Source organism: Deltaproteobacteria bacterium HGW-Deltaproteobacteria-4 (assembly GCA_002841765.1).
In the GTDB taxonomy this organism is placed as follows: domain Bacteria; phylum Desulfobacterota; class Desulfuromonadia; order Desulfuromonadales; family UBA2197; genus UBA2197.
Map to the genome: position 1 here is coordinate 79,342 of PHAV01000006.1, position 19,989 is coordinate 99,330.

Sequence of the window (19,989 nt, forward strand, 5' to 3'; positions counted from 1 at the left end):
TCCTGGCTGTTAACCGTGACAGGGTCTGCAGGTCTCGGACGCTTTCGGGTTACCGTGACAACGATAGCAGGAGGTCGGATCGAGGCGACCGTCGATCACGTGGCGACTCTGGTAATCACCGCGATGCGGCATCCCCCGGAAGGTCTCGCTCTGATTCTTCAATGAGGGTTTGAGCTCAATCCCGGTGGCATGGCATTCGTTGCAGAAACTCTGCTGATGACACATGGCGCAGACCTGGGCGCTGCGGCTGGCAACGGAGCGGTGGGTGGTAGCAAAGGTCGGAGTGTGATTGAAATCGGCATAGGCGAGCTTGTCGCTGCGTGATTCATGACAATCGACACAGATCGGCCGGATGTGGCTCAACCCTACATCGGCCGGGTGCTGAGCGGGGAGATAGTTTGACGAAGAACAGGCATAAAGGACGCCGAGCGTCGCGACCGTAGTCACCAGGGCGATGAGAAATCGTACAGGCATAAGTTTTCTCCTTGAGATGAATGGCGGATAGAGATTTTTGCCCTTAGAGGCCAAAGCGATAATTCATCACCAGCATGCCGCGAAAATCGCTGTCAAAATTCGGATCAACACTGTAATCACCCGAGAGCTTCAGTTCGAGACGATCCTTGAAGAAACGCTGACCGGCGCCGAGAGAGGCAAAGAACGAGCTGTCTTTGCCGTAGATTGATTCATCGTAGAGGGCATAAACAAGATCGCCACTGACAAAGGATCCCAGGCGCTCGTTGGGGCGATCCCAATAAAAGAAGAGACGGCTGAGCAGATAATTGTTCTTCGCCGCATCCCCTTGCATCGTCCCGAGTTCGCCGCCAATCTGCGTCAACGCTGCTCCGTGCCAAGTGACGAGCCCGGCGTAATAAGTCGCTGTGTCGTCGTTGACATGGTAGGTGAAGTGTTTGACTTTGGCGCCGATATCCCACTTGGAGGTTTTCCCCCAGAGGATGTCGGTTCCATAGGTGGTCAAACCTTCATTGCTTTGGGTGAGAATGGAGAAGGGGTTGGGGGTGCGGTTGCCATAGGCGAAGTAGTCGCGATAATCGTATTTTTCAAAGAAGGGGCGGATGGAGAAGTCGCCGAGAGTGACCGGGACTTCATAAAAATGTTCTCCCCAGCCATCGTTCTCGAGATTGTAACTCGATCGTCCGGAGAGGCTGATCCCCGCGGGGAGTTTGAAGGCGGTGTCGATCCCGAGTTGCTGATTCTGCTTATCGCCGTCGTTACTGAGCTGTTGATAAGAAAGGCCGATTGCGTAGCGACTGTTGAGATGGTGGGCGATGCGCCCGCCGTAAATGTAATCACCGCTGCGACCCTGGATTGTGCTGAAGGCGACCGGGAAGCCGCCGTAGGCCGAGAGGGAGAATTTGTCGCCCAGATTGGTGAAGAGGCTCAAGCCGTCGATGCTGTCGTTGGCAATGCCGGCGACGATCTGTTGACGACCGAGGCGCAGGTTGAGGTTGCTGAAGGGGCGGGTGTACTCCAGATAGCCGTAGAGAAGTTCGGCGGTGCTGTTGTCCTCATAGTAGTCGTTACGAGCGAGGTCGGTTCGTCCCCAGCCGTAGAGGTGCAGCGAGAGCCCCTTGGTGTTGTATTGACCGATATCGGCCTGCAAATATTCATAGACCGGGGCGACGCTTTCGTCCTTGTTGGTCAGATTATCGCGTTGAAAGAGGCGGAAGAGGGTGGTCGACTGGATTTCAACTGGCATCGCCGCAGCGGCGACAGGGGGAAGGATGTGACTGATCAAGATTACGGTTACGCAGATGGAAAGGCTTAAGAGCGTCAGTCGCCAGCGATTCATAATACCTCCTGAATTGGCAATGGTAAGGATGACTGCGATTTTTTGTTGACAAGCATACTGTGTTTTAACCACATAATTATGAATATGCAAGAGCGATTAGAATTAAAATAGTTATATTTCTCGTTAGGCACGGTTTGCGCGCAAAGAATCTTTATTATTTTAGGGAATTGCACCGCCATCAGGTGCGTGGTAGGATTTCAACGAAAAAAAATAAGAGAGGATATTGCCATGCAAAGCCAGGTCTTTATGACCGATATGCGCACCGGGAACCGGGAGAATCTCCACGACAAGCTGGAGAGATTGGTTGCCTTGGCCGGCCTTCCCGGCGTGGTCAGTAAAGGGGATCTCACCGCCATCAAGATTCATTTTGGCGAGCGCGGCGGGCATGCTTATATCCGTCCGACCTTTATCCGTCGCCTTGTCGACAAGATCAAGGTGGCCGGCGGCAAGCCCTTTCTCACCGATTCCTGCACCCTTTATCCGGGTCAGCGCAAGGAAGCTGTCTCGGCGCTGGTCTGCGGCATCGAGAACGGTTTTGACTTTGCCGTCGCCGGCGCGCCGCTGATCCTTTGTGACGGGCTGCGCGGCCACTCGGCGCGGCGGGTGAAGATCCCCGGCGAGATTCTGGAGGACGTCGATATCGCTCTCGGCATCCTCGAAGCCGATGCGCTGCTCTGCGTTTCCCACTTCAAATGTCACGAACTGACCGGTTTCGGCGGCGCTCTCAAAAATCTCGGTATGGGCTGTTCGAGTCGGGAAGGGAAGATGGAGCAGCACTCCAATGTTGCGCCGGAGGTGGCAGAGGCGGTCTGCACCGGCTGCGCCGCCTGCCTCAAAGCCTGCGCCCATGACGCCATTTTCATCGTCGCGAAGAAGGCAAAGATCGACGAAAAGCGCTGCGTCGGCTGCGGCCGCTGCATCTCCGTCTGTGAAGAGACGGCGATCCGTGTGCAATGGAATGAAGCGCCAGCTCTGGTCATGCAGAAGATGGCCGAATATGCTTTGGGGGCGACGGAAGGCAAGAAAGGAAAAACTCTTTATATCAACTTTGTGACTCAGGTCTCGCCGGCCTGTGACTGCTACGGCCATTCCGATTCCCCGATCGTCGCCGATCTCGGTATCCTCGCCTCCATCGACCCGGTTGCCCTTGATCAGGCCTGCGCCGATCTCGTTCTCGCCGCGCCGGGGCTGCCGAATACGGCGCTGCAGAGCGGTCAGGCACCGGGCGGCGACAAGTTTCGCGGTGTTCACCCTGATGTCCCCTGGGAAGTGCAGCTCGAGCACGCCGAGAAGATCGGCCTCGGCTCGCGTCGCTATGAGCTGGTCAACCTCCAGCCGAAGAATCCGAAAGGGTGGTAAGAAAAGATAGTTTTCAAGAGGAAAGAGCCGGTAATCTTGCGATCGACCGGCTCTTTCCTCTTTGTGGGTTACTACCGCTCGGCAAACCTTTGGCAGGCCTCAACCACGCAAATAATGTCCTCGGCACGAAGATCGAGGTGGGTGACGAAGCGCAGAGCGTCGTAACCGCCCACCAGAATTCCCTGCTCCCGCAAATATCCCTTCAGCGCCTCTTCCCGGTTGTTCTCCACCGTCACAAAGACCATATTGCTCTGCACTGTCGCCAAGTCGATGTGCAAGCCGGGGAGAGGAGCCAACCCCTCGGCGAGGATGCGGGCGAGGGCATGATCGTGGGCGAGGCGGGGAAGGTTATGCTCTAACGCATAAAGACCGGCGGCAGCGAGAATGCCGGCCTGGCGCATGCCGCCGCCGACCATCTTGCGCCAGTGGCGCGCTTCACGGATCAAGTCGCGGCCGCCGCAAAGGAGGGCGCCGACCGGAGCGCCGAGCCCTTTGGAGAGGCAGATCGAAGCGGAATCGACGGTGGCGACCAGCTCGGCCGGGTCGATGCCCAAGGCCACAGCGGCATTGCCAAGACGGGCGCCGTCGAGGTGGAGAGCGAGACCCTGCTGTCGCGTCAAAGTCTGCATCTGCTGGTGATAGCGCAGCGACAGGACTTTGCCGGCATGGGTATTCTCCAGACAAAGGAGGCGGGTGCGGGCGTAGTGATCGTTTATCGGCTTGATGGCGCGGAGGATCCGTTCGGCACTAATCGTCCCGTCCGCCTCCATGGCAAGAGGTTGCGGCGAAATACCGCCAAGGACGGCGCCACCGCCGCCTTCGCAGCGGTAACAATGTGCCTGATCCCCGGCGAGATATTCGTCGCCACGCCGGCAGTGTGCCAATAGGGCCAAAAGATTCCCCTGCGTGCCGCTGCTGACGAAGAGGGCGCTTTCGCAGCCAAAGCGTTCGCAGGAAAAGGCTTCGAGGCGGTTGACGGTTGGATCTTCGCCGTAAACATCATCCCCGACCTCAGCGGCGATCATGGCGGCGCGCATTTCCGGCGAGGGACGGGTGACGGTGTCGCTGCGCAGGTCGATGTTTAGCATTTAAGTAACTCCCAAAATAACCTGAAAAAATAGTCGGACACGGATTAACACGGATGAAACGGATAAAAGACAGATAAATCAGGTTGAATCCCTTTTAAATCCGTCAAATCAGATTTTATCCGTGTGCTGAATGCTTTTGCTGAAAATGATTATTCCTGCCGCAATCGCTTTGCCTCAAGAGAAAAAAACAGTTATGCTCGGGCGCTCAGGTGAAGATTTTGACTTGAACGGATAAGAAAGGGGAAGAGACCGTATGGCCCGGAAAATTTTTGTCGCTGCCACCGGAAAAGATTGTGGAAAGACGACCACCAGCCTTTCACTTCTGCACCTCGCCAGTAAAAAATACGGCAAGGGCCGAGTCGGCTTCATGAAGCCCTTCGGGCCGAAACCCGCCGAGTACCGCGGGGTGATCGTCGATAAGGACGCCGCCCTCACCGCCGAGATCTTCGGTCTGGAGCAGGACCCCACCCTCCTTTCTCCGGTCGTTGTCGATCGCGCCACCACCCGTGCTTTTCTCGACGGAGAATTCACCGCCGCGTTCCTGCATGAGAAGATCCGCAGTGCCCTGGACGAACTCGAGCATCAATACGACTTCATTGTTATCGAGGGATCGGGACATGGTGGTGTCGGCTCGATCTTCGATCTCAGCAATGCCGAGGTGGCCAGGATCACCGATGCTCCGGTGATGATCGTCACCGGCGGCGGCATCGGCAATGTCGTTGATGCCACCGCTCTCAACATCGCTCTTTTCCGCCAGGCAGGTGTCGAGGTCAAACTGGTATTGACCAACAAGGTCGATCCGGCCAAACGGGAGCAGAGCCTGCACTACCTCACCCTCGCCTTTGCCCGCATCGGGGTGCCGGTGCGTATCGGCTTCGATTATGCACCGCTCCTTGCCAATCCGACCCTGAACCGGGTGGCAAAAGTCCTCGGGGAGACCTTGCGCGCCACCCCGCAGGAAGCGCAGCGGATTATCCTCCACCAGCAGCTCGGGGCCGCTTCGTCGCAACGGGTCATTGATCTTCTCGAAGATTCAACCCTGCTGATGGTCAACTCTTCTCGTGATGAACTCCTGGTAACGACTTCGTCCCTTTATCATCTCCCCGAATATAAAAGGAAAATTGCCGGACTCCTCATCGCCGGTCTCAACCCGATTTCGAAAATTACTCAGCAGATCATCGATGATTCGGGGGTTCCTTATCTGCGGACGATGATCACCAATTCCGAGACCTTTACCCTCCTGTCCAACGACGTCTCGAAGACGACCGCCGATGATAAAGAAAAGATTGAACTGATCTACAGTATGGCCGAGCGTCAGCTCGATTTCGACGCCATCGAAGCACTGGTGGTGTAGGGGCGACCCGGTGGGTCGGCCTGGGCGAGGCACCGCCTCGCCCCTACGGTAATCGTGTTATTTTCCGTACTTTTCCAACACGCCCGGAATCTCTTTTTTGATCCGGGCGATGCGGGTGGCATCGGATGGGTGTGTACTGAGGAATTCCGGGGGCGCTTGCCCCCCTTTTTGCGCCGCCATCCGTTCCCAGAAGCTGATGGCGGCATGCGGATCATAGCCGGCCATGGTCATGAAGACCAAGCCGAGCTGGTCGGCTTCATTCTCCTGCAATCGACCGTAAGGGAGGAGCGCTCCGTACTGGGTGCCAACGCCGTAGACCGACATCCAGAGCTGTCGAGTTGCTGCCGACTTCGTCGACATCGCGGTCGAGAGTGCGATCCCCCCCATCTGAGAAATCAGTCCTTGACTCATCCGCTCATTGCCATGTTCAGCAATAGCGTGGGCGATTTCGTGGGCAAGGACGACCGCCAGTCCGGCATCATCGCGGGTCACCGGCAGGATGCCGGTGTAGACGACCACCTTACCGCCGGGCATGCACCAGGCATTGACCTGCGGATCTTCGACCAGGTTGAACTCCCATTGGTAATCAGCGAGATGGCTTTCCAGGCCGATGTCGGCAAAATAGCGTTCGACCGCCTGCTGGATCTTCGTCCCGACCCGCTTGACCGTCGTTGTCTGCTCCGGGTTGGCGCTGACCTTGTTCTCCTTGATGAAGGTACCGTATTCCTGGGCGCTCATGGCGAGCATGGAGGAACCGGGGATGAGGTTGAGCTGGGAACGGCCGGTAATCGGCACGGTTGAGCAGGCGGTAAGGAGGAGCAGCGTCAGAGTGAGAGTAATGAGTCGGCACATAAAAATCTCCTCAAATGGATAGACTGGGTTAGCGTAGCGTAACCCGAAGTTTTTTGGCAAGTGTAGCATATTTTTCTTTGACTTTTATCCTGCTGACAATTACAACTGCCGCACAATCGATGACCAAGCGGTCTGGTGCCGTACCCTTGCCGGTACGGATAATAGGGAAGCGGGTGCAAATCCCGCGCTGTCCCGCAACTGTCAGGGTGGACTGATCTCGCATAATCCCACTGGGGAAACCTGGGAAGGGGCGAGTGAGGGTTGATCCCCAAGCCAGGAAACCTGCCAAGCCGACGCTGTTTTGGAACCTCCGTGGAAAGAGGGGCCGGAAGCGGAGGTCTATGCGCACCCTCGATTTCGAGCCCTATTCCGCCTGCGGAGTGGGGCTTTTTCATTACTGAATCATCTAAACCCAGGAGTTGAAATTCATGTTGACCCAGATCGAAGCTGCCCGCCAGGGCATCGTTACCCCGCAAATGGCCATTGTTGCCCGTGACGAACAACTCAGTGAAGCTTATATCCTGGAGAACGTCGCTAGCGGCAAGATCGTCATCCCCTGGAACCACAATCGTAAGCCGAAGGTTGTCGGCATCGGCAAGGGGCTCTCGACTAAGGTCAATGCCTCCATCGGCACCTCCTCCGATATTGTCGATTACGCTGCTGAAATCCGTAAAGCCATCGCTGCCGAGGAATCAGGCGCCGACACCCTGATGGAACTCTCGGTCGGCGGCGATCTCGACCGGGTGCGGCGCGAAGTCATCGCCAGCGTCGATTTGCCGGTCGGCAATGTCCCCCTTTACCAGGCCTTCTGCGAAGCAGCACGGCGTTATGGCGATCCCAACAAGCTCGACAAGGAGCTCCTTTTCGACCTCATCGAACAGCAGTGCAGCGATGGCATGGCCTTCATGGCGGTCCATTGCGGCATCAACCTTTACACCATCGAGCGCCTGCGCAAGCAGGGCTACCGTTACGGCGGCCTGGTCAGCAAGGGCGGCGTCTCGATGGTAGCGTGGATGATCGCCAACCAGCAGGAGAATCCCCTTTACGAACACTTCGATCGGGTGGTAAGTATCCTCAAGAAGTACGACACCGTCCTCTCCCTCGGCAACGGCCTGCGCGCCGGCGCGATCCACGACTCCTCCGATCGGGCGCAGATCCAGGAGCTCCTCATCAACTGCGAGCTCGCCGAGCTCGGCCGCGACATGGGCTGCCAGATGCTGGTCGAAGGGCCCGGCCATGTCCCCCTCGACGAGATCGAAGGGAATATCCAGCTGCAAAAGCGCATGAGCGGCGGCGCCCCTTACTACATGCTCGGCCCCATTGCCTGCGATGTCGCCCCCGGCTTCGATCACATCACCGCCGCCATCGGCGCCGCCCAGTCGAGCCGCTACGGCGCCGACCTGATCTGCTATATCACCCCCGCCGAGCATCTCGCCCTCCCCAACGAAGAGGATGTGCGCATGGGGGTCAAGGCCGCCAAGATCGCCGCCTACATCGGCGACATGAACAAATATCCGGAGAAGGGGCGCGAGCGCGACAAGGAGATGTCGAAAGCGCGCCGCGATCTTGATTGGGGGAAACAGTTCGAGCTCGCCCTCTACCCCGAAGATGCCAAGGCGATCCGCGCCAGTCGCACCCCCGAGGACGAAAATACCTGCACCATGTGCGGTGATTTCTGCGCTTCGCGCGGGGCCGGGAAGCTGTTTAACGGTGATCTCAAAGGGGACAAGATCTGAATTCACCACCCCCGACCCCTCCTTGTGAATAAGGAGGGGAGGTTTTGACCAAAGTCCCCCTCCTTGACAAGGAGGGGCTAGGGGTGGTGGCCCTTGGCGATGGGAGGCGCGTATATGAATTTCATCAGGTTTGAACCATGACGACTTCCCTCCTCCTCACCTTCCTCGGCGCGTCGTTGGCGATCACGGTGGCACCGGGGCCGGACAACCTCTTTATCCTCACCCAGGGGATTGCGCGGGGGCGGCGGGCGGCGATCATCACCGCCCTCGGCATGTGCAGCGGCATCAGCATTCATACCCTCGCTGCGGCGCTGGGGATCTCGGCGATCTTCGCGACTTCGGCCCTCGCCTTTAGCGCCGTCAAGTACGCCGGCGCCGCTTATCTCCTCTATCTTGCTTGTCTGACCCTGCGCCACAGCGGCGCGGTACGACTCGGGCAGGCGGATGCGCGGCCGGCGCTGGACCTCTTCAAACGCGGCTTCATCATGAACGTCCTCAACCCCAAGGTTGCCCTCTTCTTCCTCGCCTTTCTCCCCCAGTTCGTCAATCCGCAGAACGGTTCCGTCCCGGCGCAGATGCTCCTCCTCGGTGGCCTCTTCATGGCGCAGGCGGTGGTCCTCTTCACCACCCTCGGCTACTTTGCCGGGAGCATTGGTGGCTATCTGCTGGCGCGGCCGCGACTGGCGAAATATTTGGATGGTTTGACGGCTGGGGTCTTTACGGCGCTGGCGTTACGGCTGGCTTTTGCGGAGAGATGAGGATTACGAAAGGCGTTTCACACGGATTGTACGGATGAAACGGATAAAATCAGATTAATCAAGACAATAGACTCTGGACCGGTTCTTTATGTTAAATCCGTGAAAATCCGTCTAATCAGATTTTATCCGTGTGCAGAATGCATTTGACCGGATAATGGTTCGTCCCTACGTGGCAATAAATTTCAACGCCTTCTTGTGCGCGCCGTGCAGGGATAATCCGCGCAAAACCTCCGCGTCAACCCACTCCGCCTTCCCTTCAGCGACCCGCCCCCACTCTTCCACCTGACCACTGAAAAGCCGCAGATCGACCTTGAAATGGCTGTAGGCATGAGCGACCCGCCCGGTTTCGCGGATGTCACCCACGCCGTAAGTGGCAGCGAGAACGGCGGCGATGGTCGTTGGATCGTCTCTGACGGCGACGACGCAGGTCGGGAATTCCCAGAGGCCGCCGAGCATCCCGCTCAAGGGACGGCGTTCGACCCGCCAGCGATTGTCGCGTTCCAGCAGCAGGGCGACCTGCAGCACCGTCGGCACCGCCTTGGTCTTCCGTCTCTCCGGCAACGCGTCTTGCCGTCCCTGCGCGAAGGCATGACAATGCGCAGCGAGGGGACAGAGGGAACAGGTCGGTTTGGTCGGGGTGCAGCAGGTGGCGCCGAGGTCCATGATCGCCTGAGCGTAGTCACCGGCGCGCTCAGGCGGAGTCACCGCCTCGGCCGATTGCCAGAGGATCTTCTCCGCCGCTGAGCTGCGCGGGTCGCCATCAAGGGCGAGGAGGCGCACCAGCACCCGGCGGACATTGCCGTCGAGGATGACGCCGCGCTCGCCAAAGGCGATGGCGCGGATCGCCCCGGCGGTGGAGCGGCCGACGCCGGGAAGATCGGTCAGCTCTTCGAGGGACGAGGGGAAAGAACCACCATAGTCGTTCATCACCCGCTGCGCCGCCGCATGCAGGTTGCGGGCGCGGGAGTAGTAACCGAGGCCGGCCCAGGCGTCGATCACCGCCTCGATCGGCGCGCTGGCGAGGGTGGCGACAGCGGGGAAACGGGCGAGGAAGCGCTGGTAATAGGGGATGACCGCCGTCACCGTCGTCTGCTGGAGCATGATCTCGGAGAGCCAGATGCAATAGGGATCAGAGGTGTGGCGCCACGGCAGGTCACGGCCGACCTGGCCGTACCAGGCGAGGAGGAGCGGGGCGATGGAGATCAACCAATCTCCCCCAGCGCCTTCAACGTCGTCTCCATCTCCGCATCCGTGCCGATGGTAATCCGCATCCCGTGTGCCAGGAGCGGATCGGAGAAGTAGCGCACGAGAATCTTGCGGGCGAAGAGGGCATCGTAAACCCGCTTGCCATTTCCATCCGGCGGCGAGGCAAAGACGAAGTTGGTGCGCGACTCGACGATGGTGTAGCCGATTTCCTTGAGACCGGCGATGAAGCGTTCGCGGGTGGCGCGGATCTTGGCGACGGTGGCGGCGAGGTGCGCCTGATCAGCGAGGGCGGCGCTGCCGGCGACGAGGGCGAGGCGGTCGAGGTGGTAGTGGTCGCGGATCTTGTCGAGGGCGGCGACTACCTCGGGGCGGGCGACGGCGAGGCCGAGGCGCATCCCGGCGAGGGAGTAGCTCTTGGAGAAGGTGCGGGTGACGACGACGTTTTCGTACTTCTTGACCAGCGCCATCGCCGTGAAGTCGGCGAAATCGACGTAGGCTTCATCGACGATCAGCATGCCTGCGCAGCGCTGCGCGATCTCCTCGATGTAGGCGAGGGGGAAGGAAAAACCGAGGGGGGCGTTCGGTGAGGTGAGGAAGAAAATCTTTCCCTCGAAACGGGCCGGGAAGTCCTTGATGCGGAAGTCGTCGGTGAGGCCGAAGGTCGTGATTCTCGCCCCCTGGATCTCGGCGAGGGTGGCGTAATAGGAGTAGGAAGGATGGATGTAGGCGACCTCCTCCTCTTCGCCGGCAAAGGCGCGGATCAGGTTGTTGAGGAGCTCGTCGGAACCGTTGGCGGTGATCACCCAACTCGGGTCAAACCCGTAAAGCTCCGCCGCCACCTGACGCATCTGTTTGCTGCTGGGGTCGGGGTATTTGCGCAGATTCTCGCCGTCAGCGCCGATCTCGGCGAGGAGCGCTTCCCGAACCTTCACCGAAGGCGGGTAAGGGTTTTCGTTGGTGTTGAGCTTGATCCACGGCTCATGATCAGGGGGCTGGAAGCCGGGGACGTAGCCGGCCATGTCACGAATGGCTTTGCGTAAGGGTTGCATGGGAGACCTCGATTTGTTTATGTGTGTTCTTGATCCAATAAATTTTGAGACCTTACCACCCCCAGCCCCTCCTTGATAAGGAGGGGCTGGGGGTGGTGGCTTTTAGTATTCTTCTAAAATCTCATACAGCGTATTCCGCTTCGCCGGCGTAAACCCCGCGCCGCGGGCAATTTCGACGATCTCCTCAATCGACAGGCGGAAGTCACAACCGGCGGCGGCGACGACGTTTTCTTCTAACATGGTGCCGCCGAGGTCGTTGGCGCCGAAACGGAGCGCCACCTGGGCCATCATCGCGCCCTGCGTCACCCAGCTCGCCTGGATGTTGTCGATATTCTGCAGAACAATACGCGACAGGGCGAGGACGCGCAGGTAGGCGACGCCGCTGGCGGTTTCGCCGCCGAGTTCGGTATTCCCCGGCTGGTAGGTCCAGGGGATAAAGGCTGTGAAGCCGCCGGTTCTGGCCTGCAGTTCACGGATGACGAGAAGGTGCTCGACAATATCTTCCGGCGCTTCGCTGCTACCGAACATCATCGTCGCGGTGGTGCGCATGCCGAGGCGATGCGCCTCTTCCATCACCGCCAGCCAGTCGCTGGTGCCGATCTTGTTGGGGCTGATCGCCAGACGGACGGAGTCGACGAGGACTTCGGCGCCGCCACCGGGGATGGAAGCGAGGCCGGCGGCCTTGAGGCGCCCCAGACAATCCTCCATGCTGATCCCCGACTGTTTGGCGATGTGGATGACCTCGGCCGGGGAAAGGGAGTGGATCTGTACACTCGGGAAGCGGCTGCGGATGAGGCGAAAGAGTTCCTCGAACCATTCGATGCGCAGCTCGGGATGGAGTCCTCCCTGCATGAGGAGCTGGGTACCTCCGTGCTCAACCAATCCCTGCACCTTTTCCATGATCGTTTCGTAATCGAGGAGGTAGCTGTCGGCGTCGTCAAGGTTGCGGTAAAAGGCGCAAAACTTACACTTCGAGGTGCAGACGTTGGTGTAGTTGACATTGCGGTCGATGACGAAGGTCACGCGGTGCTGGGGATGTTTTTTCTCGCGGATGGCGTCGGCGAGCTGGCCGAGGGCGAGAAGGTCGGCTTCGCGCAGCAGCCAGAGGGCCTCGTCGCGGTCGATGGGAGTGCCGGCGGTGATTTTATTTTGGATAATCTCAAATGGTTTCATTGGCGTCATGTTGTGGATGGGCGACCCACCGGGTCGCCCCTACGGAAAATTGGTTTGGCGTGTAGGGGCGACCCGGTGGGTCGCCCGCTTGGGCATCAATAAGCCCGCAGCTCGTTATACAAGGTATCCCGCTCCACCGGGATTTTCCCGGCCTCGCGGATCAATCCGCAGAGCTGCTCTTTGGAGAGGGCCTGCGGCGAAGCGGCGCCGGCGTCGTGGCCGATCTTCTCCTCAATCACCGTGCCGTCGAGATCGTTGACCCCGAAGGTGAGGCTGACCTGGGCGATCTTGAGGCCGAGCATGACCCAGTAGGCCTTGATGTGTGCAAAGTTGTCGAGATAGAGGCGGCTGATCGCCAACGTCTTGAGGGCATCGATCCCCCCTGGTCCTTTGGCGCCGGCAATCTTGGTGTTGTCGGGCTGGAAGGCGAGGGGGATGAAGGCCTGAAAACCGTGGGTCTGATCCTGTAAGGCCCGGAGCTTGTGGAGATGATCGACGCGGTCGGTCGCGGTTTCGATGTGGCCGAAGAGCATCGTTGCGTTGCTCTTTAATCCGGTGCGATGCGCCAAGGCGGTGACTTCCAGCCAGCGTTCGCCGGAGATCTTCTCCGGGCAGATCTTTTCCCGCACTCGCGCCCCGAGGATCTCGGCGCCACCGCCGGGCATCGAGCCGAGGCCGGCGAGTTTGAGTTCTTCGATGACCGATTCGACACTCTGGCCGGTGAGGCGGGCAAAGTAGTCGATCTCGACCGCGGTGAAGGCCTTGATATGCAGATCCGGTGAGTCGGCGCGAATAGCGGCGAGCATCTCCAGATAGAAGTCAAAGGGGAGGTCGGGGTGGAGGCCGCCGACCATGTGCAGTTCGGTGGCGCCGGCGGCCTGGGCTTCGGCGGCCTTGCGGAGGATCTCATCCAGCATCATGGTATAGCTGCCGTTCTCCCCCTCTTCCTTGCTGAAGGCGCAGAAGGTGCAGCGGTTGACGCAGATATTGGTGTAGTTGATGTGACGGTTGATATTGAAGTAGACCTTGTCACCGTGCTTACGGTGATTGGCCAAGGCGGCGAGTTCGCCGATGGCGAGGAGGTCGTCGCTAGCAAAGAGGGCAAGGGCATCGCTGTCGGAAAGACGGACACCGGCTTCGATCTTGCTGCGGATTAAAGGAAAGAGATTGGTCATGGTCGTTTCAGGGTTCCTCCCCCCAAGGGATGAAGAGGGCGTGCTTGATGCGCAGGCTGTCGAGAATCTTGCCGATGACAAAGTCGACGAGATCGGCCACCGTCTGCGGTTGACGGTAGAAGGCGGGCATCGCCGGGATGATCTGCGCGCCGCATTCGGCAACGGTTAAAAGGTTGCGGAGGTGGATGGAGCTCAAGGGGGTTTCACGCGGGACAATGAGGAGTTCGCGTCGCTCCTTGAGGACGACATCGGCAACCCTTTCGATGAGATTGCTGCCGGCGCCACTCGCGACCCGTCCCAGCGTCCCCATCGAGCAGGGGACGATCACCAGCGCGTCCGGGGCCGAGGTGCCGCTCGCCACCGGGGCGAAGAGGTCATTGTTGGCGTAGTGGCGCAGCTGGTAGCTGGCAAAGTGGCTGCGGATCAGCTCGCGGCTGACCTCGATATCCGTCGGCCAGTCAAGGCCGGTCTCGTAGTGCAGCACTTGGCGTCCCGCGTCGGTGAGAAGGAGGGTGACGCGGCAGTCGGCCTTTAACAGTTCCTCGACCAGGCGCAGGCCGTAGATCGAGCCGGAAGCTCCGCAGATAGCGACGACGATGTTTTTCATAGGGTGTTGACCAATCATTTAATCAATACATCCGCCAGGGTGAAGCAGAAAATCGTCACGCTGATGTAGCCGTTCATATTGAAGAAGGCGGCGTCGAGCTTGGAAAGATCGCCGGGTTTGACGAGGTGGTGCTCCCAGGCGATCATCAGGCTGATGACGCCGATGCCGGCATAGTAGATCATCCCGAGGGGGAGTCCCTGCGGGATGAGCAGCAGGAGTCCGACCATCAGCCCGTGCAGCACCTTGCCGAGGAGGATTGCCCCCTTCTCGCCGAGGCGGACCGGGATCGAATGCAGCCCCTGCTTGCGGTCGAAGTCGAGATCCTGCAGGGCGTAGAAGATATCGAAACCGGCGACCCAGAATAAGACCGCCAGCGCCAGTGCGAAAATCGGCCACTCCACCGTGCTGCGCAGGGCGATCCATGCACCCAAAGGGGCACCGGCGAGACAGATGCCGAGGACGATGTGGGCCAGGGAGGTGAAGCGCTTGCAGTAAGCGTAAAGGATGAAGAAAGCGAGGACCAGCGGCGACAGATAGAAGCACAGGGGATTGAGCTGCCAGGCCGCTACCAACAGGAGGAGGGTCGAGCCGGCGACAAAAATCCATGCTTCCTGTCGGGAGATGATCCCGGCGGGGATCTGCCGACCGGCGGTACGCGGATTTTCGGCATCGATGCGGGCGTCGATGATGCGGTTCAGCCCCATGGCGGCGTTGCGCGCTCCGACCATGGCGAGGCAGATCCAGCCGATCTGGGCAGCGGTCGGTGGCTGGCCGTTGGCCAGAGATGCAAGGGTCGCACCCATCAGGGCGAAGGGGAAAGCGAAGATGGTATGGGAGAACTTGATCATCTCCAGCAAATGACGAATTTTGCTAAACATGGGCCTCGCAGTGAGCAGGGAAAGTTGAAGAACGACGGCAGTCTACACCGGCGGGCGAGCAGCTGGCAAGAACTCTGTCGCCAAAATTGGTGCGTTTGTGTTATGTAGTTCGTCGTAAAATGACCCTTGAAAGGAAGATATAGAAACCATGCCCCTTTACGAAGTGACCTACGAAGAAGCCGGTGAAATGAAGAGCGAAGTGATCGAAGCGCCGGGACCGGTAGAGGCGAGCAACCTCTTTCGTGAAGAGAATCGCGATCGCCAGGTCATCGTTATTTGCGTCGTTCGCCAGTAGCGCCCCTATTTTTTCTCCGTCGCAAAGAAGTCCCGGATTGCGGCGGGGATCTCTCCCTGTGCCAGCACTTGCGTCTGCACCGGCAGTGAGCGCATGAAGATGCGGCCGTAGCCTTTGCGTACCAGCCGGCTGTCGAGAATCAGCACCACCCCCCGATCTTCCCGGTGGCGAATCAGCCGCCCGAATCCCTGTTTAAATCTGATCACCGCCTGCGGCACCGTGTAGTTCATGAAAGGGTCCTTCCCCGCCGCGGCAATCGCCTCGGCTCTTGCTTCGAGGACCGGTTCGGTCGGCACCTTGAAGGGGAGGCGGGTGATGATCACCTGTTCGAGGGCACGCCCCGGCACATCAACCCCTTCCCAGAAAGAGTCGGTGGCAAAGAGGACGCTGGTCGGATCGTGGATAAAGGCGCGCAGCAGCCGGTGACGGGTGTCCTCCCCCTGGCGCAGGCAGCGGTAGCCGCGCGCCTCTAAGGTCGGGGCGAGTTCGCCGTGGATGCGCCGCAATAAGGTGTAGGAGGTGAAGAGGACCAGGGTGCGGCCGTCAGCGGCGACGATCGCCCGCTCGCAGAGATCGCGCAGCTGGTCGGCGTAAAGGGTGTTCCCCGGCTCAGGGAGGTCGGCGGGGACGGCGACCAGGGTCTGGCGGGCGTAGTCAAAGGGGGAATCGAGTTCAAGCTCAGCGCAGCGGCGCGGTTCGACGAGGGCTAGGCCGGTACGCTGAGCGAAGTAGGAAAAGGAGGTGGCGACGGTGAGGGTGGCGCTGGTCATCACCACCGTCTTGAAACGATCAAAGAGGGCGGCTTTGAGTCCGGCGGCGACATCGAGGGGGGCAGTACAGAGGCGGGTGACGATCCCCTTGCCGCGGCCGATGCGTCCCATGCCGATCTCGAACCAGATGCAGCTCCCCTCCTGATCGGCGATAAAAGCATAAAGGTCGGAGGTGACGCCGGTGATACGCGCTTCGATGCCGAGAAGATCGGTAAGGACCGAGGAAATCTTCGGTGCCACCTCGTCGGGAATCTCCTTACAGGCCTTGAGGAGTTCGCGTAACTCCTTGACCAGCTGACCGCTCTGTTGCGCCAGTTGTTGCACCGCATCTCTCGTCTCACTCCAGGCGAGCGAGTCGCTGAACGAGGGGATAACGCGCTGGCGGATCTCCTCCCGTTCTTCGATCTTCTTCCCCAGTGCCGCGGCGAGAAGTTCGCCGATCCGCTCCAGTTCGCTGGTCGCTTTCTCCGCCAACCCCTGGCGACTGACCAGCAACGCTTCGCAGCGCGCGTAGAGGTCGCGGTATAGAACGTCGCTGCTGTCGGGGAGTTCGCGGGCGATGGTGTCGAGAAAGCGGGGGATCAGCCCCTTTTCGGCTTTACGGGGATGGCGCAGGCGGCCCAGGACGCGGGCAAAGGCAAAGCGGGTGACCTGGGTGGAGAAGTAGCGGGTCGCCACATCTTCGAGGTGATGCGCTTCGTCGAGGATAACGCGGGCAAAGGGGGGGAGGACGGCAACCGCACCGTAGTTGTCAGTCTCCTGGCGCAGAGCGAGATCGGCCAAAAGGAGGGCGTGATTAACGACGAGGAGGTCGGCTTGCGCGGCCTGGCGCCGGGCTTTGTGAAAGAAACAGCGCGAATAGTGGGGGCAGCTGACGCGGCCGCACTGGTCAGCTTCACAGCAGATTTCTTCCCAAACCTCATCCGGCGGCAGAAAGGTGAGTTCATCCTTGCCGCCGTCTTTGGTCGCTTTTGCCCACTCCAGCAAGGCGCCGAGATGGGCGACTTCTTCGCTGTCGAAGAGCCCCGGCTCGGTTTTGGCGGTCTCGGCGCGGCGCAGGCAGAGGTAGTTGTTGCGCCCCTTGACGAGGACGGCACGGAAGTCGAGGCCGCTGGCGCGCTGGAGGAAGGGGAGATCCTTACGGATCAGCTGCTCCTGCAGGTTGATGGTGTTGGTCGAGACCACGACCCGCTCTTCGTTCTGTTTCGCCCAGAGGAGAGCGGGGACGAGGTAGGCGAGACTCTTGCCGGTGCCGGTACCAGCTTCGATCACCGCCAGTTTGCCGTGGTTGAAGGCTTCGGCGACATGAAAGGCCATGCGCAGCTGTTCGGGGCGCTCTTCAAAGTCGGGGAGGGCATTCGCTACCGCACCGCCGGGGCCGAGAATCCCGGCAATTGCCGCCATCTCCAGGGCCACTTCGTTGCGGGGGGCAAAAGGTTCGACTACGCGGTAGATGCGGCTGACGGGATTGTCGATGATAAAGAAGCCGACGCCGAGGATGCCGAGCTGGCCGGCAATATTGAGATCAGCTTTGGAGGGGTGCAGCCGGCCGGAGGGATGATTATGAATGACGACGTCGCCATAACGGCAGCCCGAGAGGATTGCCGGCACCGCTTCTTTTGAGCCGCGTGCCAACACTTCGACAGTATTGACGATCAGTTCCGCCGAGGTGCGGCCGAGAAAAAAGACCTCATTGCCGCCGGCTTCACGGATCGCTGTGGCGAGGGAAGCCGCGACGGCGGGGGTTAGGGAGGCGGTCAGGGGCGGAGTCGTTGCTGTGGTGTCGGGCATCGTCAACCTGGGGGGAAATGGTCTTTTTTTGCGGGAGAAATCGGGAATAAACGCCGGGACTATAGCACTCTGTTCGGCAAGTCACAAGGCGCGTGGTTGTCCGCTGCCCGAGGCCAGGAACCGACTTTCTCCTCATGACGAAAAAGATGGTTACATTTACCGCCTTCCATCGCTATAATTGGTAGAATTTATTTGAAATGCGTAAAGGAGACGATGCCCGTGAGCAGTCCCGAATTCGACCGTCCCCCCAGTCAGCAGGATTACCGGGTCAACTTCTTTCGTCCGCAGGCCGGCTTTATGCGCCGCGAGGTCATCTATATCTGGATTGCCCTGATTGCCTGGGCGCTGTTAACCTTCGGCTTTCAATTTCTGATCTATTCCGGCCAGACCGACGCCAGCGGCAGTGGCCCCTTGACCAGTCGCACCATCTTCTCTTTTCCCTTCGAATACTGGTTTACCGGGCAGTTTCTCATCATCTGGTTTATCCTGATCTGCTTCCTCTTTAATCTCATGGTCGACCGCCTCACTGAGCGCTACCGGCAACGGAGGCAGCAGTGATGGAAAATGAATTCAAGCTTGTCCCCCTGTTGATTCTAACCCTCTTTCTCGTTGTCTCCTTTATCATCGGGGTCGCCAGTCGTACCCGCAAAGGAGAGTACTATCCGGTCTCCGCCCATGCTGTCGGACGCATCGGCATCGGGGCGGCGATTGCCTCCAACTGGATGAGCGCCGCCTCCTTCCTCGGCATCGCCGGAATCTTCTATCTCAAGGGCTATTTTGCTCTCGCTTATGTTATCGGCTGGACCGGCGGTTACGTCCTTCTCCTGGTCCTCCTTGCCGGCCAGATCCGCCGCTTCGGCAAGTACAGTGCCCCGGAATTCGTCGAAGCGCGCTATGATTCCCCGGTCGCCCGTTTTATCTCAGCGGTAATCACCATTATCATTTCGTTGATCTACTGCGTCGCCCAATATAAAGGGATCGGCTTGATCTTCGCCTGGATCTTCGGCATCGATTACACTGGTGCACTCCTCCTTGGCGTCGGTGTTATCTTTGCCTATCTCGCTATCTCCGGCTCCCTCGGCGCCACCCGCAACCAGCAGCTTCATTATGCCGTCCTCCTCCTGACCTTTCTGGTTCCGCTCATGGCTCTCTCCGCCAAGCTCGGCTACGGACGCTGGCTGCCGCAGATCGGCTACGGTGCTGCCCTGAGCGAAGTCAATTATCTCAGCGGCGCAGAGATGGCCGCCCCCTGGGCAGCAGCGACGCCCTACGAGTGGATCGCGCTCTGTTTTACTCTCATGGTCGGGACCGCCGGTCTCCCCCATGTCCTGTCGCGTTTTTACACCCTGCCGAATATCCGCGTCGCCCGCTGGAGTGTGGTCTGGGGGATCTTCTTTATCGGCCTTCTGTACTGGAGTGCCCCGGCCTTTGCCACCTTTGCCAAACTTTTGCAGCTGCGCGGCGAGATGCCGATCGACGCCGTGGCCGCGCAGCAGATTGCCGATGTCATCGTCATCAAAGCGGCCGAGTGGGGCGGGCTTTCGCCCTGGCTGGTCGGCATGCTCGCGGTCGGCGGGATTATGGCCGCCTTCGGCACCATTACCAGCATGCTGATCGGCGGCGCCGGCGCCTTCTCTCACGATATCTATTATCGCATCCTCAATCCTGAAGCGAGCGAGCGGCAGCGGATGAAGGTGGCGAAAGGGGCGACGCTGGTTCTGGCAATCCTGGTTGTTCTCGCTGCGGTGAATCCGCCCGGACTGATTGCCGAAATTACCGCCGTCGCCTTTGCGCTGGCCGGGAATACCCTTTTTCCGGTCTTCCTCCTCGGCATCTGGTGGGATCGCACCAATAAATACGGCGCCATCGCCGGCATGACTCTCGGCATCGTTATTACCTTTGCTTCTCTGTCCCTCGGCAGCGTCTTCCCGATCTTGCACCACTTGCTGCCGCCGACCTCATCGGCGCTGATCGGCGCACCGCTGGTGATTATGGTGATGATTATCGTCTCCTTGCTGACGCCGCCGCCGCCGGATGCGATCCGTCGCCACCTTGTCGAAAAGGTTCACAGCCCCTGAAAACGATCTT

Annotated in this window: 17 protein-coding genes and 1 riboswitch; of the genes, 6 read left to right on the forward strand and 11 right to left on the reverse strand. The window is 59.6% G+C overall.

Features of this window, described 5'->3' with window-relative positions; all coding sequences use genetic code 11:
* Positions 1-9: 9 nt before the first annotated feature.
* Positions 10-474: a cytochrome C gene (locus tag CVU69_05315; protein ID PKN12783.1), complete on the reverse strand. Its 465-nt coding sequence runs from the start codon at positions 472-474 to the stop codon at positions 10-12.
* Positions 475-517: 43 nt separating this feature from the next.
* Complete coding sequence (locus CVU69_05320; GenBank protein PKN12784.1) at positions 518-1,810, reverse strand: hypothetical protein; 1,293 nt, start codon at positions 1,808-1,810, stop codon at positions 518-520.
* A gap of 228 nt (positions 1,811-2,038) precedes the next feature.
* Here CVU69_05320 and CVU69_05325 point away from each other — a divergent pair, with 228 nt between their 5' ends.
* Positions 2,039-3,169 carry a 4Fe-4S ferredoxin gene (locus tag CVU69_05325; protein ID PKN12785.1) on the forward strand — a complete coding sequence of 377 codons (1,131 nt, stop codon included), beginning with the start codon at positions 2,039-2,041 and terminating at the stop codon, positions 3,167-3,169.
* 71 nt (positions 3,170-3,240) lie between these two features.
* Here CVU69_05325 and CVU69_05330 read toward each other — a convergent pair whose 3' ends face one another.
* Positions 3,241-4,257, reverse strand: a complete 1,017-nt coding sequence (locus CVU69_05330; GenBank protein PKN12786.1) for a low-specificity L-threonine aldolase — start codon at positions 4,255-4,257, stop codon at positions 3,241-3,243.
* A gap of 253 nt (positions 4,258-4,510) precedes the next feature.
* On the opposite strand from CVU69_05330, the gene CVU69_05335 reads away from it, so the two are divergent.
* Positions 4,511-5,611, forward strand: coding sequence for a cobyrinic acid a,c-diamide synthase (locus CVU69_05335; GenBank protein ID PKN12787.1), 1,101 nt, complete (start codon positions 4,511-4,513; stop codon positions 5,609-5,611).
* A 57-nt stretch (positions 5,612-5,668) separates the two neighbouring features.
* On the opposite strand, the gene CVU69_05340 is transcribed toward CVU69_05335, so the two are convergent.
* The gene (locus tag CVU69_05340; protein ID PKN12788.1) at positions 5,669-6,463 is read right to left on the reverse strand and encodes a peptidase M48; all 795 of its coding nucleotides are present in this window, start codon (positions 6,461-6,463) and stop codon (positions 5,669-5,671) included.
* Positions 6,464-6,579: 116 nt separating this feature from the next.
* Positions 6,580-6,768, forward strand: a riboswitch (cobalamin riboswitch).
* 123 nt (positions 6,769-6,891) lie between these two features.
* Between CVU69_05340 and CVU69_05345 the strand changes: the two genes are divergently transcribed.
* Both CVU69_05345 and CVU69_05350 read left to right on the forward strand, forming a co-directional pair.
* Complete coding sequence (locus CVU69_05345) at positions 6,892-8,199, forward strand: thiamine biosynthesis protein ThiC (protein PKN12789.1); 1,308 nt, start codon at positions 6,892-6,894, stop codon at positions 8,197-8,199.
* A gap of 137 nt (positions 8,200-8,336) precedes the next feature.
* Positions 8,337-8,957 carry a LysE family translocator gene (locus tag CVU69_05350; protein ID PKN12790.1) on the forward strand — a complete coding sequence of 207 codons (621 nt, stop codon included), beginning with the start codon at positions 8,337-8,339 and terminating at the stop codon, positions 8,955-8,957.
* Between the two features lie 165 nt (positions 8,958-9,122).
* On the opposite strand, the gene mutY is transcribed toward CVU69_05350, so the two are convergent.
* From mutY to CVU69_05385, 7 genes are all read right to left on the reverse strand, one after another.
* On the reverse strand, positions 9,123-10,163 hold the full coding sequence (mutY, locus tag CVU69_05355) for an A/G-specific adenine glycosylase (protein ID PKN12791.1): 1,041 nt from the start codon (positions 10,161-10,163) through the stop codon (positions 9,123-9,125).
* Complete coding sequence (hisC, locus tag CVU69_05360; protein PKN12792.1) at positions 10,160-11,212, reverse strand: histidinol-phosphate transaminase; 1,053 nt, start codon at positions 11,210-11,212, stop codon at positions 10,160-10,162. Before hisC ends, mutY begins: the two co-directional genes overlap by 4 nt.
* A 102-nt stretch (positions 11,213-11,314) precedes the next feature.
* Complete coding sequence (gene mqnC / locus CVU69_05365) at positions 11,315-12,385, reverse strand: dehypoxanthine futalosine cyclase (protein PKN12793.1); 1,071 nt, start codon at positions 12,383-12,385, stop codon at positions 11,315-11,317.
* A gap of 95 nt (positions 12,386-12,480) precedes the next feature.
* A complete protein-coding gene (locus CVU69_05370; protein PKN12794.1) occupies positions 12,481-13,560 on the reverse strand; it encodes an aminofutalosine synthase MqnE in 1,080 nt (359 codons plus the stop codon).
* Positions 13,561-13,567: 7 nt separating this feature from the next.
* Positions 13,568-14,167, reverse strand: coding sequence for an aromatic acid decarboxylase (locus CVU69_05375; GenBank protein ID PKN12795.1), 600 nt, complete (start codon positions 14,165-14,167; stop codon positions 13,568-13,570).
* Positions 14,168-14,181: 14 nt separating this feature from the next.
* The gene (locus CVU69_05380) at positions 14,182-15,045 is read right to left on the reverse strand and encodes a 4-hydroxybenzoate octaprenyltransferase (GenBank protein PKN12796.1); all 864 of its coding nucleotides are present in this window, start codon (positions 15,043-15,045) and stop codon (positions 14,182-14,184) included.
* A gap of 300 nt (positions 15,046-15,345) precedes the next feature.
* Positions 15,346-17,901: a helicase gene (locus CVU69_05385; protein ID PKN12797.1), complete on the reverse strand. Its 2,556-nt coding sequence runs from the start codon at positions 17,899-17,901 to the stop codon at positions 15,346-15,348.
* A gap of 213 nt (positions 17,902-18,114) precedes the next feature.
* On the opposite strand from CVU69_05385, the gene CVU69_05390 reads away from it, so the two are divergent.
* Positions 18,115-18,459, forward strand: coding sequence for a DUF4212 domain-containing protein (locus tag CVU69_05390; GenBank protein PKN12798.1), 345 nt, complete (start codon positions 18,115-18,117; stop codon positions 18,457-18,459).
* Positions 18,459-19,979, forward strand: coding sequence for a cation acetate symporter (locus CVU69_05395; protein ID PKN12799.1), 1,521 nt, complete (start codon positions 18,459-18,461; stop codon positions 19,977-19,979). The genes CVU69_05390 and CVU69_05395 overlap by 1 nt, the downstream gene beginning before the upstream one ends.
* Positions 19,980-19,989: the final 10 nt, after the last annotated feature.